Origin of the sequence: Novosphingobium pentaromativorans US6-1 (assembly GCF_000767465.1) — a bacterium.
In the GTDB taxonomy this organism is placed as follows: Bacteria; Pseudomonadota; Alphaproteobacteria; order Sphingomonadales; family Sphingomonadaceae; genus Novosphingobium; species Novosphingobium pentaromativorans.
Map to the genome: position 1 here is coordinate 1,654,637 of NZ_CP009291.1, position 14,478 is coordinate 1,669,114.

14 protein-coding genes and 1 pseudogene are annotated in these 14,478 nt (G+C 60.6%); 14 read left to right on the plus strand and 1 reads right to left on the minus strand.

Annotation, left to right across the window (positions count from 1 at the left end; translation table 11 throughout):
* The first annotated feature begins 98 nt into the window (after positions 1-98).
* From JI59_RS07615 to JI59_RS07660, 11 genes and pseudogenes are all read left to right on the plus strand, one after another.
* A complete protein-coding gene (locus JI59_RS07615; protein WP_007013352.1) occupies positions 99-659 on the plus strand; it encodes an RNA polymerase sigma factor in 561 nt (186 codons plus the stop codon).
* Positions 656-1,072, plus strand: a complete 417-nt coding sequence (locus JI59_RS07620) for a hypothetical protein (RefSeq protein WP_038575768.1) — start codon at positions 656-658, stop codon at positions 1,070-1,072. Before JI59_RS07615 ends, JI59_RS07620 begins: the two co-directional genes overlap by 4 nt.
* Positions 1,073-1,085: 13 nt before the next feature.
* Positions 1,086-2,257, plus strand: a protein-coding gene (locus JI59_RS07630) for an IS3 family transposase (RefSeq protein WP_085997526.1) whose coding sequence is annotated in 2 segments (ribosomal slippage) — positions 1,086-1,350 and positions 1,350-2,257 — 1,173 coding nt in all. Because the reading frame shifts where the segments join, the coding sequence is not laid out codon by codon here.
* A gap of 71 nt (positions 2,258-2,328) precedes the next feature.
* Positions 2,329-2,535: pseudogene (locus tag JI59_RS26145) on the plus strand (sigma factor-like helix-turn-helix DNA-binding protein); the annotation flags it as partial.
* Positions 2,532-3,473 (plus strand): FecR family protein, encoded by a 942-nt coding sequence (locus tag JI59_RS07635; RefSeq protein WP_007013350.1) that lies wholly within the window; start codon positions 2,532-2,534, stop codon positions 3,471-3,473. The pseudogene JI59_RS26145 and the gene JI59_RS07635, both read left to right, overlap by 4 nt.
* Before the next feature lie 145 nt (positions 3,474-3,618).
* The gene (locus JI59_RS07640; RefSeq protein ID WP_081473977.1) at positions 3,619-5,868 is read left to right on the plus strand and encodes a TonB-dependent receptor; all 2,250 of its coding nucleotides are present in this window, start codon (positions 3,619-3,621) and stop codon (positions 5,866-5,868) included.
* A 6-nt stretch (positions 5,869-5,874) separates the two neighbouring features.
* The gene (locus JI59_RS07645) at positions 5,875-6,624 is read left to right on the plus strand and encodes a polysaccharide deacetylase family protein (RefSeq protein WP_007013348.1); all 750 of its coding nucleotides are present in this window, start codon (positions 5,875-5,877) and stop codon (positions 6,622-6,624) included.
* 61 nt (positions 6,625-6,685) lie between these two features.
* Positions 6,686-7,846 (plus strand): glycosyltransferase, encoded by a 1,161-nt coding sequence (locus JI59_RS07650; RefSeq protein WP_007013347.1) that lies wholly within the window; start codon positions 6,686-6,688, stop codon positions 7,844-7,846.
* Positions 7,847-7,891: 45 nt separating this feature from the next.
* Complete coding sequence (locus tag JI59_RS07655; RefSeq protein ID WP_238532535.1) at positions 7,892-8,833, plus strand: hypothetical protein; 942 nt, start codon at positions 7,892-7,894, stop codon at positions 8,831-8,833.
* Positions 8,834-8,895: 62 nt separating this feature from the next.
* Complete coding sequence (locus JI59_RS26150; protein WP_238532538.1) at positions 8,896-9,369, plus strand: DUF2141 domain-containing protein; 474 nt, start codon at positions 8,896-8,898, stop codon at positions 9,367-9,369.
* Positions 9,370-9,393: 24 nt separating this feature from the next.
* Positions 9,394-10,548 (plus strand): glycosyltransferase, encoded by a 1,155-nt coding sequence (locus JI59_RS07660; protein ID WP_007013345.1) that lies wholly within the window; start codon positions 9,394-9,396, stop codon positions 10,546-10,548.
* A 66-nt stretch (positions 10,549-10,614) separates the two neighbouring features.
* On the opposite strand, the gene JI59_RS27610 is transcribed toward JI59_RS07660, so the two are convergent.
* Positions 10,615-10,884, minus strand: a complete 270-nt coding sequence (locus tag JI59_RS27610) for a hypothetical protein (protein WP_239000600.1) — start codon at positions 10,882-10,884, stop codon at positions 10,615-10,617.
* Between the two features lie 30 nt (positions 10,885-10,914).
* Between JI59_RS27610 and JI59_RS07665 the strand changes: the two genes are divergently transcribed.
* The 3 genes from JI59_RS07665 (at position 10,915) to JI59_RS07675 (ending at position 14,388) form a co-directional block, all read left to right on the plus strand.
* Positions 10,915-11,883: a hypothetical protein gene (locus tag JI59_RS07665; RefSeq protein ID WP_239000601.1), complete on the plus strand. Its 969-nt coding sequence runs from the start codon at positions 10,915-10,917 to the stop codon at positions 11,881-11,883.
* Between the two features lie 100 nt (positions 11,884-11,983).
* The gene (locus JI59_RS07670) at positions 11,984-13,300 is read left to right on the plus strand and encodes a lipopolysaccharide biosynthesis protein (protein ID WP_238532534.1); all 1,317 of its coding nucleotides are present in this window, start codon (positions 11,984-11,986) and stop codon (positions 13,298-13,300) included.
* On the plus strand, positions 13,297-14,388 hold the full coding sequence (locus tag JI59_RS07675; RefSeq protein ID WP_038577257.1) for a glycosyltransferase: 1,092 nt from the start codon (positions 13,297-13,299) through the stop codon (positions 14,386-14,388). Before JI59_RS07670 ends, JI59_RS07675 begins: the two co-directional genes overlap by 4 nt.
* Positions 14,389-14,478: the final 90 nt, after the last annotated feature.

The following is a 14,478-nucleotide window of genomic DNA, read 5'->3' on the forward strand; positions in this document are numbered from 1 at the left end:
CGTCGCCCCGAGTGGACATAGGCGCGACGCATGGACCAGAGCTACGGACGGACAGAGTTTGAACGTGACAATGCCAGCCTCACCGGGGCTGGAAGCTGATGCGCGCCGGGGGCAACCAGGAAGGTTCTGTCCGACTGCCCCGGCCCGATGAGCCTTTGAAAGACTGCTGCGCTTTCGATGACATCTATCGCAGCGAGGCCCCTGCCCTCGTCCGTTTCCTTCGCTCGAAGCTCAAATCCCAGTGCGATGCCGAGGACCTTGCTCATGAGGCCCTCGTTCGTTTCCTGCGCGCTGCCGACCAAACGCAAATCCAGACCCCGCAGGCCTACCTGCGACGCATAGCCACCAATCTCCTGATAGACCGGGCCGAACGCGGGACGACCAAAATCACCGACCGATCGGTGGAGCTTACCAATGCCAGGGAACTCGCTGCCCCTGACGATCAACACCGCGATCTGGTCGGACGGGAGGAACTGGACCATTTCAATGAGGTATTACGCAAACTGAAGCCGCGAACGCTCAAGATTTTCCTGCTCAGCCGCGTCGAGGGGTACACCTACAAGCAGATCGCCCGTAAGCTCGGCATGACGGTATGGGGCGTCAAATGGCATATGCTTAGAGCAGTCGAACATGTTGACCGGCATCGGAGCGAGCGATGAGCATCGGGTCCTGGTTCTCTCGCACGCGCAGGATCGAGCGACAGGCGTCGCGCTGGGTCATGCTCATGATCGATGACCCGCACCGGTATGGACCGCGGGTAAAGCGATGGATGGAGCGCAGCCCGGAACACCGTGCCACCTACAGCCGCATCGTTGCAGGCCTTGGCCGCGCCGGTAACGCGGCCCGGATGTTGCCTGAACTGCAGGACGCAGCTGCCCCCCAATCGGCCACGGCCCCATGGCAGGCTCGAACACCTCTGGCTTTCGCAGCCCTTGCCGGACTGGCTGTTGTTGGTGTCGCAGCTTTCCAGCAGTTCAAAGCGACGGATCCCCGTCCTTCCGCGATAGTCGAAGCGGTCATCTTGACGTGGTGCTGGAAATCTGGACAGGGTGTTAAGCTCATCCCGACCTAAGGAATGGACGGGAATGAAGAAGACGAGAAAGCGCTACAGCGCGGAATTCAAGGCGAAAGTTGCGATGGAGGCGATCCGTGGTGAACTGACGCTGGCGGAACTGGCTGCGAAGCACGGCGTCCACCATACGATGATCGGGGGATGGAAGCGTCAGGCGGTGGACGGGATGGCCAGCCTGTTCGACGGCGGTGAGCAGGCGTCGAAGACGGAGACCGAAGCGGAAATCGAGAAGCTGCATGCCAAGATCGGGCAATTGCTGGTGGAGCGGGATTTTTTGGCGAAAGCCTCCGGTCGATGAGCGCGGGCCAGAGGCGATTGCTGATCGAGCCTGCTCACCAGCGCCTGTCGATCGCGGCGCAGTGCCGCCTGCTGTCGATCAGCCGGTCTTCCTATTATTATACGCCTGCGCCTCAGAGCGAGGAGACGCTGGCGCTGATGCGGGTAATCGACGAGACGTTCATGGACTGTCCGTGGTACGGCAGCCGGCAGATGGTGCGGCACCTGCAGCGGCTTGGTCATGCGGTGGGCCGCCGCCGGGTACGACGGCTGATGGCGCAGATGGGGCTGGCGGCGATCTACCAGCGCCCGCGCACGAGCGATCCGCACCCGGAGCATCGGATTTATCCCTATCTGCTGCGGGACATGAAGATCGAGCGGCCCAATCAGGTGTGGTGTGCGGACGTGACATATCTACCGATGCGCCGAGGCTTCCTCTATCTCGTTGCGATCATGGATTGGGCCACCCGCAAGGTGCTGGCCTGGCGATTGTCCAATACCATGGACGCGGCTTTTTGCGTCGAGGCTCTGGAGGATGCCATGGCCCGCTTTGGCAAGCCGGACATCTTCAACACCGATCAGGGCAGCCAGTTCACTTCGCAGGCCTTCACCGGCGTGCTGCGGGCGGCCGAAGTGAAAATCAGCATGGATGGCAAGGGGCGCTGGATGGACAACGTCTTCATCGAGCGCCTGTGGCGCTCGGTGAAGTACGAGTGCGTCTATCTGCACGCCTTCGAGACGGGTTCCGAACTGCGCGCAGGCCTGTCCCGCTGGTTCGCCTATTACAACCATCACCGGCCTCACTCACGCCTTGCAGGCAAAACCCCGGCAGAGGCATATGGGCAAATCGACGCTTCAGATCATGGGGGGCATGCCCCCCATGATCTGATCACCAGAATGGCGGCGTAAACAACAACCGGATGAGCTTAACTTAGCCGCAAACCTGTACAGGAAGGCGGGACCACCTCACTCTTCCCGATCGCACCGCATGGATTTTCCGGCAGTATCGTATCGAGGGGCAGTCTCAAAGGGACATCGCGCACGAGCTTGGCATCAGCTTGAGTGCAGTCGAAAAGCATTTGCAGCGTGCCTACAAAGCTGTTCTCTCCCTGCGATCCCGGCTCGATACGACGGTCGTTTCGCTTGTCGACCGCAAAAAGGTCCCGCACTCAGGGAGGAATCCATGACAGCGATACATGACTCTCGGATCGAGGAAGAGGCCATCGCCTGGCATATCCGTCTGGCGCAAGACGACGACGACGTCTGGGATCGCTTCGCCGAATGGCTTGAAGCGGACCCTCGCAATAATGCGGCTTACGAAGCCATTGCTGATGCTGACCGTGCACTGGATGGCGTTGCCCGCGAAATGGCGGTTCGCGAGACTGACAATGTACAGCCTGAAATCAAAACTGTCCGAGTCGGTTGGTCCAGCAGCCGAGGCTGGGGCATCGCGGCCTCATTGGTACTCATTTTCGGCACGGCCTGGTTCGGTTACGGGCAGTTCGACGACAGCTACGAAGTGACCACTAGGGCTGGCGAAATGCGCCGCTTCGCTTTGGCAGACGGCACGCGCATAGCTGTGAATGGCGGTACCCGTCTCATCTTGCACCGTCGCGATCCACGCTCAGCACAGCTCTTGGCTGGAGAGGCACGGTTCATCGTCCAACATGACGATACGCATCCCTTCACGCTCAACGTGGATGGCCAACGCATCGTTGATGTCGGCACCGTGTTCAATGTGCGCAAGACGCCGCGCGCGCTTCGCGTGGAAGTGGCCGAGGGAGCTGTGCGATTCGAAAGTGGCGAGGTTCGATTGCGGCTCAACGCCGGGGATACCTTGGATGCCGATGCACAGACCCTCAGGGAAGGCAGCCGTCCAGTTTCTTCGATCGGAAGCTGGGTGGATGGCAAACTCGTGTATCACTCCCGCTCGCTCGCAGATGTCTCGGTTGATCTCTCTCGTGCACTGGGCATTGCCATTGAATTGGCTCCTGACGTATCCACGCGATCGTTCACGGGTATCATCCAACTCGATGGCGATGACGAAACTGTGCGAGCCCGCGTGGAGCAACTTCTGGGACTGAAGGTGGACAAGACTGCGGATGGCTGGACGATTTCGCCCTAGGCATCGGGCTTGCCTCATCCCGTTCACTTCCGCGCTGCTGTGTGCCGCTCCCTTTGCCATCGCCCCGGCATGGGGGCAGATTGCGGCCGCTGGCTCGCAGACCCGTGATTTCGTAGTTCGTTCCGGTCGGCTTTCAGATGCACTTATGGACTGTGCCGAGCAGGCGGGCATCTCGATCGCCCTGAACGATCCCGCACTTGATGAGCTGCCATCGAGCGGATTGCGCGGTCGCTTCACTGCACGTCAGGCGTTCTCGCGTCTGCTGCAAGGCAGCGGCTACCGCTTTGCCTTCCCCGACGCGCGAACCGTTCTCATACTTAAGGCACCAAGACCTTCCCGCAACCGTCCGCGACTGCCGGCACGTGTCACACCTGTACCGCCCCCGCCCAGCGAAATCGTGGTCACTGCCACGAAACAGGACAGGACGCTGGCCAACTATCCGAGCAGCATATCGTTCGTCTCCATGGAACCATCGGATTCGGCTCGGTACGGTGCACAAGGGTCTGCATTGATCCTGCAGCACATACCTGCCCTGTCTTCGACCAACCTTGGCCCGGGCCGCAACAAGATATTCATTCGCGGCATCGCCGATTCCAGCTTCAACGGGTCCAATCAGTCGACCATAAGCCAGTACTTGGGCGATGCACGGCTAATCTACAGCGCGCCCGATCCTGATCTCCTGCTTTATGATGTTGCGAAGGTAGAAGTGCTGGAAGGGCCGCAGGGCACGCTTTATGGCGCTGGAACGCTTGGCGGCATTATCCATATCGTGCCACGCATCCCCGATGCGTCATCGGCCCGCTTCGGTATCTCGGGGGGAGTTCATCTCACACAGAATGGAAAGCCCGGAGGCGACTTGGCCGGCGTGCTCAACCTGCCACTTGAGCGAGACCGGCTTGCCCTGCGTCTGGTAGCCTATTCCTCACAGGAAGGCGGCTACATCGACGATGCCCAGCGCAGGCAGCGCGATGTGAACCGCAACACGGTCACGGGCATCCGTGCCAGTTTGCGCTGGACGCCGTCTGCGGATTGGACGGTCGATCTCAGCATGGTCGGCCAGGATCTCGCCTCGCGTGATGGCCAGTATGCCACAAACGACGTCGGCAGCCTTGCGCGCCGATCGGCAATCGCGCAGCCTTTCGACAACGACTACAGGCTAGCCTCGCTTACGGTGCGCCACTCCTTAGGAGGTATCAATCTGGTTTCGGTCAGCAGCTACACGATACATTCCATCGACACCAGGTTTGACGCTACGCCCCCTGTCACGGGCGCAAGCCTCCCGGATGCGCGGCAGGCCTACGTCGAGGACATTGAGATCAAGCTTTTCTCGCACGAAACCCGGTTAACTGGTTCCTTCGGGACACAAGGATCCTGGGTATCAGGCCTCAGCGCAATCGACAACATCGAGCAAACGACCCGCTACCTTGGGCCGAGCAGCGAGCCGGGGCTGCTCTCTGATGTGCGCAACGGGACCCTCGACGCCGCTCTGTTTGGCGAGGCGACGCTCGGACTAGTCCCCGACCTGACCGTCACGCTCGGCGGAAGGCTTAGCTATGTGCGCGAAACCGGGGAGCCAGCCGGAGTGCAAGTGATAGAGAACTACGAGCCGATCCGCAGCCAGTTTCGGGCACTGCCCACCGCTGCACTGTCTTGGATTCCTGGCACGGACCAGATCGTCTATGTCCGCTATCAGGAGGGCTATCGCCCTGGCGCCCTGGAAATCGTTTACGATGCAGGGCAGCCCAGGGCTGCCCGTTTCGAGCACGATCACGTACGTACATTCGAAATGGGATGGCGGTTCGGAGCAAGCGAAGGCACGGGGCTGTCCGGGGGCATTGTCGGTTCAGTGGCTTGGTGGGATGACATTCAGGCCGACTTGATCGGCGAGGACGGTTTGCCATATATCGCCAACATCGGATCGGGTCGCGTGCAAAACATCGCGGCGCGTCTGGCCTATGCAAGTGATAATGGCTTCGTAATCGAAGCGTCAGGTTTTTTTGCGAGAAGCAATCTTGCTCATCCGGCGGCCGGCTTCGACGCGGCCACCGACCGCGACTTGCCAAATATCGCAGACGAAGGTTGGCGCTTGGCGGCAAAGCAACGATGGAGTCTCGCAGGCGGCAGCCTTTCTCTCGATGGCGCACTGCGCTATGTTGGCCGCTCCAAGCTTGCGATCCGTCCGCCCTTCGACTTGCCTCAAGGGCGGTATTATGATGCCTCGTTAGGTCTGCGCTTCCAAGGGGCGCTATTGGGGATCACCCTGGATGTCAGCAACCTGCTCAATTCGCGGGCGAATACATTTGCCTTCGGAAATCCGTTCACGCTCGCGAGCGGCACGCAGCAAACCCCGCCGAGGCCGCGCTCGCTGCGCCTTGGCATTGATGCGAATTTCTGAATTACAGTGAAACGCCTCCTCGTCTCGATCCATGATGTCGCTCCACACTTCGAAGGCGAAGTGGACCGCCTGCTTGAACTCCTCACGCCGATCCTGGGCGGCCCGAGGCTAGCCATGCTGGTGGTCCCCAACCACTGGGGAAAGTCGCCGATTGGCGGGGATGCCGCCTTTCGAAGCCGCCTGCGAAGTTGGTCCGATGCCGGAATTGAAATGTTCGTGCATGGCTGGTTCCACAAGGATTTGAACAACCATACAGGGCTCGCCAATCTCAAGGCGCGGCACATGACCGCTGGCGAAGGCGAGTTCCTTGGTCTGGATTACCGGACGGCTTTTCAGCGCATGAGCGAGGGCAAGTATCTGCTTGAGGATATCACCGGCCAAGCAGTTGCTGGCTTCATCGCACCGGCCTGGCTGTATGGCCATGGCGCGATGCGGGCAATTGCTGACTGCGACTTCGCACTGGCCGAGGACCACATGAAGGTCTGGCAACCCAGCCTCCCGGACAAGCCTCTTGCCCTCGGCCCTGTAGTTACATGGGCGAGTCGCAGCCCGGCACGGACGGCCTCATCCCTTGCGTTCGCGGCGCTGGCCCGCAAGGGACTTCATTTACTCGATACCGTACGTATTGCAGTCCATCCCGGGGACGTGACCAAGACCTCGATCCTGAACAGCATCGAGAAGACGGTAGTTTCCTTCGCACGCAGACGGTCCGTCGGACGATACGCGGACCTGTTGGAGAACGAGGCGCTTCAGTAGCCCTGAAAAAAGATCCTATTGCGAAGTGTGGGTCCCGTCATCAGACGGAGTCATTGCAAGTATGACAAAGTCGCTTCGCATCGTCGTGCCAATCCATAGTTTCGAACCCGGAGGGGTGGAACGCGTAGGCTTGGGATTGGCTAAGACTTGGGATGACAAGGGCCATGCTGTGACAGTCGTATTGGGCCGCGACGAAGGAATGGATCGCAATCAGGCCCCCTCGATCCGTTATCGCAGTATTACCTTTCCGATTTCAACCGCGCGCTTCGAGACAATCTGGATGGTCTGGTCGCTGCTGGTCTATTTGCGGCACAACAAAGCCGATGTGCTATTCTGCCCAGGTAACACTTACGCCATCGTCTGCGTCGCCATGCGTGTACTGCTGGGGTCGCGCTGCCCGCCAGTTATAGCGAAAATCAGCAACGACCTCGTGCGGGCCGATAGGCCCTGGCTGTTTCGCATCGGCTATCGGCTGTGGTTGCGCTTGCAGGCAAGGTTTTTCGCTCGCCTAGTTGGCATGGCGGAACCCATGCGCGAGGAAATCGCCTGCTTCATGAGTGCACGGTCGGAGCAGATCGCCGTCGTCCCCGATCCGGCGCTGGAGCTACGACGGCTTCAACGCCTGATGGCTATGCAGAGGGAGCGCGACCTTGGCCCCTCGGTCCATTTCATTGCGATCGGCAGGCTGGTTCCGCAGAAAAACTTTCCGCTTCTTATTCGCGCCTTTGCCAAGGCGTTCCGTTTCGGTGACCGGCTGACCATCGTTGGGGACGGTCCCGAGCGTGCGTGCCTCGAGAATCTCGTAAAAAAATTGGCAATCTGCGACCGGGTGCAGTTCACCGGGCATCTCTCCAGTCCCGATGCATGGTTGAAACGGGCTGACTGCCTGCTGCTTTCTTCGGATTACGAGGGCGTGCCTGCCGTCGTACTGGAAGCGATCGCTGCCGGGTTGCCCATCATAGCGACCGAGTGTTCGATGAGCATGTCGGAGCTGTTGGGCTATGGCTCCCGCGGCGTCATGGTTCCTGTCGGCGATGACGAGGGATTTGCAGCGGCAATCCGGGATGTCCTCACGCTCCCCCGATTAGGTATGAAAGACCGCTCCTTTTGCATGAACTTCACGCTCGAACGCGGCGCTGAGCAATATCTTTCCCTGATGCAGACTGTGCAATCGGGACTCTCATCCGAACATGCCCAAGCGTTGCCGGTTACACCATCCTGAACGAAACTCTCCTTCCCATCGTCAAATAGCTGGACAGGTGCTCTCTTGACCCAGACCCTTGCATTGGACCACGCCACCTTGGAATCTGCGGTGGCGCCTGACTTCGAACTGCGGGCCCAGGATACGTTCTCGCGACTGCGCAGTGCCGTATCGCTCCCGCTTGCTTTCACCGGACTTATCGCTCTGGCTGTCATCCTTACGCTGCGCGGGATGGATATGCAGCAAGTTCTCGTGATGGTGCCGCGCCAGCCCTTGTTCTGGTTCGTCTTCGCGGCATTCTATTTATGCGGACCGATGAGTGAGTGGATCATTTTCCACAAGCTCTGGGCGTTGCCGGCAGGTGGTTTTGGCGCACTTATGCGTAAGCTTGTCTGCAACGAGCTTCTGCTTGGATACCTCGGAGAAGCATATTTTTACACTTGGGCGCGGCGCCATTCCGCAATGACCAATGCACCGTTCGCTGCGATCAAGGATGTCGCCATTCTGTCAGCTATGGTGGGCAACGCAATCACCCTTGTGCTGCTAGTGCTGACCTGGCCGATCGTGCACTCCACCCGGCTTGGTATGGAGAATACCTCACTTGTTTTTTCACTTGTAGCCGTGTTGGCGACTTCGATTGCCGTCATGGCCTTTCGCCGACGGCTGTTCTCGCTCGACCGTCGCGAACTTGCCTTCATCAGCTTCATGCACCTGGCCCGCATTGTAGTCGCAACCGTTTTGTCGGCTTTGCTGTGGCACATGGTGCTGCCTGACGTGCCAATCATCTGGTGGCTGTTTCTTGCGACCTTGCGGTTGCTGATCTCGCGGTTGCCCCTCGTGCCCAACAAGGACGTGGTCTTCGCGGGTCTTGCAGTCCTTACGCTTGGTCATGAAACCTCAATCGCGATACTGATGACGATGATGGCCTCTGCAATACTCCTCGTTCACCTGCTGGTGGGAACAGGGCTGGTGATCGGCGATCTTGTGCGCGGCGAGAAGCCAGCATGATGCGAAGCCATTTCACCATCGCGGCAAGTATAACGTGTCTGCTCGCACAGCCGCTGCAGGCAATGCCCTCAACGCCGGACTTGGGAAAAGCAGAAGGCCAATGCCGGAATAACGAAACAGGCCCGGCCTTTCAGGTCGCCGTCGATGGTCTGAAGGACCGCAAAGGGAAGCTCAAACTCGAAGTATACCCTGCCAACGGAACGGATTTCCTCGCTGATGACAATGTCCTAGTCATGGCAGGCAAGACCTTCCGCCGGGTAGAGGTGCCGTTACCTGCCACCGGAGCGGTAAGTCTTTGCATTCGTGTACCCCGCGCCGGCAGTTACGCTCTCTCGCTACTACATGATCGCGATGGCAATCGAAAGTTTGGCTGGACCGTCGACGGCATCGGTTTTTCGAACAATCCCAAACTGGGCTGGAGCAAGCCCAGTGCTCAAAAAGTCGCCATCGTAGCAAGTTCCGGGATCACACTAGTTCCTATCACACTTAATTACCGCCGCGGCCTTGGCATGTCTCCGCTGCGATACTCCAACTGAAAAAAAAACGGGAAACTAGTAACGATGCGGATCGTTGATGTCTGCGCCTTCTATTCACCCAATGGCGGCGGGGTTAAGACCTACATTGACCAGAAGCTGCGGATTGCGCCTATGCTGGGTCATGACGTGACAATCCTGGCTCCGGGGGACAGTGATGAATTGGTTGAGAACGCCCCCGGCGCACGCATCATCACGCTGGCTGCCCCGCGTTTCCCTCTCGACCGCAAGTACTGGTATTTCGCCGATGAAAGGGCTCTCCACGCTGCACTCGACAGGATCGGTGCCGACGTGGTGGAGGCATCCTCGCCATGGCGCAGCGCCGCGATGGTTGCACGCTGGAAGGGGCAGGCGCGCCGCAGCCTCGTCATGCACGCGGATCCGCTGTCAGCTTACGCTTACCGTTGGCTCGGCGGGATGATGACGCACCGAACAATCGATCGGGGCTTTTATCGCTTCTGGGATTACTTGCGCTCGCTTGGCGCCGCTTTCCATACGACGATCTGCGCAAACAACGATCTGGCCCGGCGCCTGCACGAAGGAGGCGTTCCTGGCACCCATGTCCAGCCCTTGGGCATCGAGACACAGGTCTTTTCCGCTGCAAGGCGGGATCCTGTGGTGCGAGCAAGGTTACTTGCCGCTTGCGGACTGCCAGATAGCGCTCACCTTCTGGTCGGCGCAGGCAGACTCGCGCCCGAGAAGCGCTGGCCGATGGTGGTCGATGCCGTAGCCGCAGCAAGTCGTTCCGTCCCTGTCGCTCTTGCCCTCTTCGGCGAAGGACGCGAGCGTCTGGCGGTGCTGCGTGCTATTGGCGGCAATCCTCATGTGCGCTTGTTCGAACCCCAGCGCGACAGGGCAACATTTGCCACCATCCTCGCCAGCGCGGACGCCTTGGTCCATGGCTGCGAGGCGGAGACTTTCTGCATGGTCGCCGCCGAGGCTCGCGCCAGTGGTACACCTGTTATCGTGCCAGACAGCGGTGGTGCGAGCGACCACGCGCGCGACGGGGCCGGGCTTACGTTCAAGTCCGCGAGTTCAATTCACCTCTCAAGTACGATCTCTCGCTTTTGTTCTGGCGCTTGGACCGTTGGCAAGATGGAGCTACCCATTTCGCATGAAGATCATTTCGCGCAGTTGTTTGCCCACTATGAAAGTCTGCGCCATGTTCGGCATGCAGCGTAAATGCGCTCGGAGAGAGAGTCTTATGCCAGACATCTCGATATGTTCACCGATCTGCAGAGCGCTTGGTCAGCCAGCATAAAGTAGAATAAGAAATTTATCCGAAAAGGTGCGGATATAAAGGGGGGGCGGAGTCATGCCCATGTGCGCATCGGATTTCTCTTCAATCATGATCAGATACACCAGGTCGGGCATAGCCTGCCCATTGCCATGGCGCTTGCCAATGGTGGGTTCGACGGCGAGATCATCGTTGCGACCACCACGCACGCGATGGCCCGTGAAGTCAGGCGAATCGCCGGCGACCTCATCGGCACACGTATCGAACATGTAGAACTGCATCCATCCGGCTGGTCTCGCAGCCTTGATGCGGTGCTGGGCAAGATCATCCCGGCCCATAAACTGCTGATCTATAGCGACAATCTGGATTTCTTCCACAGCCTCGATGTGCTTGTCGTGGCCGAAAAGACCTCCCTGCTGCTCAAGTCGCGCTATGGGTTGAACAACCTTGCCATCATCCACACCCGCCACGGCGCGGGCGACAGGGCCATCGGCTTCAACAAGGCCAGCGCCGGGTTCGATCACGTATTGTGTTCGGGGCCGAAAATCCGGGACCGCCTGATCCAAGAGGCGGGACTTGCGCCAGAGGCGATCACCGTGGTCGGCTATCCCAAGTTCGACCTGGCCCGAGACAAGCCCGCGCACCGCTTTCTGCCCACGTGCGAAAAGGTCGTGCTCTACAACCCGCACCCTTCGCCGCACCTGTCATCGTGGTATCGTCACGGCATCCAGGTTCTGGACACCTTTCTCGACTATCCCCGCCATGGCTTGATCTTCGCGCCGCACGTGATGTTGTTCGAACGCAACTTCGTGGTCACCATCGACAAGCTGACGATCGACCGCCCCGGCGCGATTCCCCAGCGCTTCCTGCGCGGCGACAACATGCAGTTCGACCTTGGCAGCAGGGCCTCTACAGACATGACCTATACGCTTGCCGCAGACATCTATCTCGGTGACGCGAGCAGTCAGGTCTACGAGTTCCTGCTCAATCCCCGCCCGTGCATCTTCCTCAATTCCCACCGTCATGCATGGGAAGGCGATCCGAACTTCCTGCACTGGCAGGCGGGTGAGGTGATCGTGGATCCCGGCCAGCTTCCCGGTGCACTTGCTCGCGCACATGACCTGCACGAAACTCGCTATCGCGCAGTGCAGGAAGAAATGTTCGCGCAGAGCTTCGATCTTTCGCCACTGCCCTCCTCGGTGCGGGCGGCCAATGCGATTGCCGACTTCGTCCAAGGTCGCAAGCCCACGCGCTCGCATCTGAGGCTGGTCGGAACATGAGCGCATCCGCACCGCGCGGACAAGCCTCTACCCCTGCGTAAAGACTGCTGCTAACCGAGCCTCCCCGACCGTGCAGGGCGCGGCAATTTGGGAGCATGAAGTGTCGACACCGGCGACCAGCGCTGACGGTCGTATCCGCAGGATCTTCAAGGGATTAGGACTGGTGCTGGGTGGCAAGGCCGGCGCCGGCCTGCTCAGCCTCGTCTACCTGCTTCTCGCCACGCGCTATCTTGGCCCCACCGAATACGGCGTGCTGGTGCTAGTCCATGCGTATGTCACCACGGTCTGTGGCATCGTGGAGTTTCCTTCCTGGCAGGCGATCCTGCGCTATGGCGCGGAGGCCGATCGCGACGGGACGCCCCATCGGATGGCGCGCCTTCTGCGCTTTGGAGCTTGCGTCGAACTGATCGGCGGCGCGCTTGCGATCCTGGCCGCTATGGCGCTGGCGCCGCTTGTCGGCCCGCATCTCGGCTGGTCGGCCAAGGCGCAGGCCTTCGCGCCCTACTACGCCTTTGCAGTCCTGGGTTCGATCCGCTCCACGCCATCGGGCTACCTGCAGCTGATCGGCCGCTTTGACCTTATCGGCCTGCACAATCTGGTCCAGCCGCTGGTGCGCATCGGCGGCGCCGTGCTGGTGATCGCCTGCGGCTGGGGCCTCAAGTCCTTTCTCGTCGCCTGGCTTCTGGCTGCCGTTGCCGAGTTCTCGGTGCTGTGGGGCATGGGACTGTGGTTCGCCTCTCGCCGACTGGGTGCCAGCCTGTGGCGGCCGCAAGTCGGAGAAGTACGGCGGGACAACCCCGGCATCTGGCGGTTCCTCATCGCCAGCAACCTGGATGTGACCTTGCGCGATCTGACCGGGCGGATTGCGCCGCTGATCGTCGGCTGGGTGCTTGGCCCTGCATCGGCAGGCCTTTTCGCCGTGGCCCAGCGCGCAACCGTGATCATCGCGCAGCCAGCCCAGATCCTTGGTAACACCGCCTATGCCGAACTAACCCACATCGTTGCCGAGGGCGGCAGTGCCGGGCAAATGCGCCAGACCGTGGGCAAGGTGGCGGGGATCAGCCTGCTGGCAGCGGTGCCCGTCGTGCTTGTCGTCACCTTCTTTCCCCACTTCATCGTGAACCTTCTTGCCGGCCCGGCCTTTGCCGCCGCAGCCACTGTGATGATCGTGCTGGTGGCGGCGCGGGCCATCGCGCTGGTCGGTCCGCCCTGCAGCGCGGCTATCGCATCTTTGGGCCATCCAGAGCAGTCGATGGCCGCCAACCTTTTTGCGAGCCTTGTCTTCCTGCCTGTGCTGCCCTGGCTGCTCCACCGCTTCGACCTTATGGGGGCGGGCTTCCAGGCTGTGGGCCAGGCGGTAGTTTCCAGCCTCATCCTCATCGTGCTGGCGTGGCGCGGCAGCGGCAGGCTGGCATGACCCGCCCGCGTATCGCCTACGTCATCAATTCGCTGGAAGGCGGCGGCGCCGCGCTGCCCGTGCCTGCCGTTGCGCGCGTCCTGCGCGAAAATGGGGCTGACGTGCGTGTGTTCGCCCTGTTGCGACGCGATGGGCGAGCGCTGCCGCCGATGCTCGAGGCGGGCCTCGATCCCGCGATACGCGAAGGCAGCGCGGGCGATCACCTTGCCGCTGCACGCTGGCTGCGCCGCGAGGTCAAGGAATGGGGCGCTACCCATTTGTGGACCTCGCTCAGCCGCGCAACAATCCTCGGCCTTCTTTTGGGCCCCGTTATCGGGCTTCCGGTCATCGCCTGGCAGCACAACGCGTTCCTCAAGCCATGGAACCGCAGGTTGCTGCGCGCCCTGCAATCGCGGGCGCAGGTATGGGTGGCCGATTCCCGCTCCGTTGCTGACCTCTCGGTGGAGCGGCTTGGCGTCACGCCGGAGCGACTTGCAACCTGGCCGATCTACTTTGCTGATGAAGCCATGCCGCAAGCGCCGGCCTGGTCACCGGGACAGCCGCTGCGTCTGGGCAGCCTCGGGCGGCTTCATCCCGCCAAGGGCTATGATGTCCTGATCGGTGCCCTGGCCAGACTGCGCAACGAAGGGTTCGCCGCGCCCGTGCCCTTCACGATCGAGATCGCGGGCGAAGGATCGCAGCGCGCACGTCTGGAAGAACTGGCCAAACAAGCCGGGCTCGATGTGCTTTCGCTTGCGGGTTATACCGATGCGCCGTACGGCTTTCTCAGCGGCCTGAATCTCTATCTGCAACCTTCCCGTGCCGAGGGTTTCTGCATTGCCGCGCATGAGGCGATGACTGCAGGTCTGCCCGTGATCGGCTCGCGAGTTGGGGAAATGCCCTATTCGATTAGACCAGGCGAGACCGGATGGCTGGTCGATCCGGGAGACGTCGCCTCCCTTGGCGATGCCCTGAGCTTCGCCTTGAGCGAGCCGGGGAGGCTGGCAAGCATTGGAGCCGCTGCGCGAGATACCATGTACACCCGCTTCTCATGGGACAGTTTCTCCATGATCGGGCGGGAGATCATGGCGCGGATCGGCAAGACATGAACGGTACAGGCTGGGGAAAGAGCGCGAAACTGGCATGACGTGCGGGCAAGTTTGGGTATTTGTATCCCCACCTCCCACCAGAAGTAAGGT

Excerpts from the sequence above, each read along its gene's own strand:
- JI59_RS07635 (WP_007013350.1), top strand. The coding sequence starts at position 2,532 with ATGACAGCGATACATGACTCTCGGATCGAGGAAGAGGCCATCGCCTGG.
- JI59_RS07620 (WP_038575768.1), top strand. The coding sequence starts at position 656 with ATGAGCATCGGGTCCTGGTTCTCTCGCACGCGCAGGATCGAGCGACAG.
- JI59_RS07660 (WP_007013345.1), top strand. The coding sequence starts at position 9,394 with ATGCGGATCGTTGATGTCTGCGCCTTCTATTCACCCAATGGCGGCGGG.
- JI59_RS07615 (WP_007013352.1), top strand. The coding sequence starts at position 99 with ATGCGCGCCGGGGGCAACCAGGAAGGTTCTGTCCGACTGCCCCGGCCC.
- JI59_RS27610 (WP_239000600.1), bottom strand. The coding sequence starts at position 10,884 with ATGCAGTTCTACATGTTCGATACGTGTGCCGATGAGGTCGCCGGCGAT.
- JI59_RS07640 (WP_081473977.1), top strand. The coding sequence starts at position 3,619 with ATGGACTGTGCCGAGCAGGCGGGCATCTCGATCGCCCTGAACGATCCC.
- JI59_RS26150 (WP_238532538.1), top strand. The coding sequence starts at position 8,896 with ATGCCCTCAACGCCGGACTTGGGAAAAGCAGAAGGCCAATGCCGGAAT.
- JI59_RS07650 (WP_007013347.1), top strand. The coding sequence starts at position 6,686 with ATGACAAAGTCGCTTCGCATCGTCGTGCCAATCCATAGTTTCGAACCC.
- JI59_RS07675 (WP_038577257.1), top strand. The coding sequence starts at position 13,297 with ATGACCCGCCCGCGTATCGCCTACGTCATCAATTCGCTGGAAGGCGGC.